This window comes from Advenella sp. FME57 (assembly GCF_014897675.1).
Classification (GTDB): domain Bacteria; phylum Pseudomonadota; class Gammaproteobacteria; order Burkholderiales; family Burkholderiaceae_B; genus Advenella.
Map to the genome: position 1 here is coordinate 1 of NZ_JABUXU010000057.1, position 638 is coordinate 638.

The following is a 638-nucleotide window of genomic DNA, read 5'->3' on the forward strand; positions in this document are numbered from 1 at the left end:
CCTTGATCCACCGATGCGAGTAGCCGGATCAAGCCGCGCGTGAAATGGAAATGCCCCTTCTGAACTGGGAAAATGATGATGTTCGAAGTCAACATTCCCGTTCAAGAAAGGGGCACCTCTCAGGTGCTATTCAACCACACACCCGCGTCTGTGTCTCACTCCTTCGACGATGCGAACCTGACGGCCACTACCGGGCTCGTCCCGATCATGAGCCTCGCCCAGATGGCGGGCCTGCCAGACCTCGCCGAAGACCGTCTGACCGTGACCACCACCGGAGCCGACAAGGGCGCGAACCCGGCACCGAAACTGGCTACCCTGGTCGCGGGAATGGCTGCCGGGGCCGACTCGATCGATGACATGAACATCCTCCGCCACGGCGGCATGCAACACCTCTTCGATCGTGTCTACGCGCCCTCGACCCTGGGGTCGTTCCTGCGCTCGTTCGCCTTCGGCCACGTCCGGCAACTCGACGCGATCTCTTCCCGTTTCCTGACCAACCTCAACGAGCACACACCGCTGCTACCAGCCAGCGAAGACACTGGACAAGCGATGGTGTTCGTCGATGTCGACGACACCGTCATCGATGTTCACTCCGCGTCGAAGCAGGGAGCCGGGTTCGGCTACCAAGGCAGTCGTGG

Annotated in this window: 1 pseudogene; it reads left to right on the top strand. The window is 61.4% G+C overall.

Annotated elements, in window-relative coordinates:
- Positions 1-150 precede the first annotated feature (150 nt).
- Positions 151-638: pseudogene (locus INT32_RS22035) on the top strand (IS1380 family transposase); the annotation flags it as partial.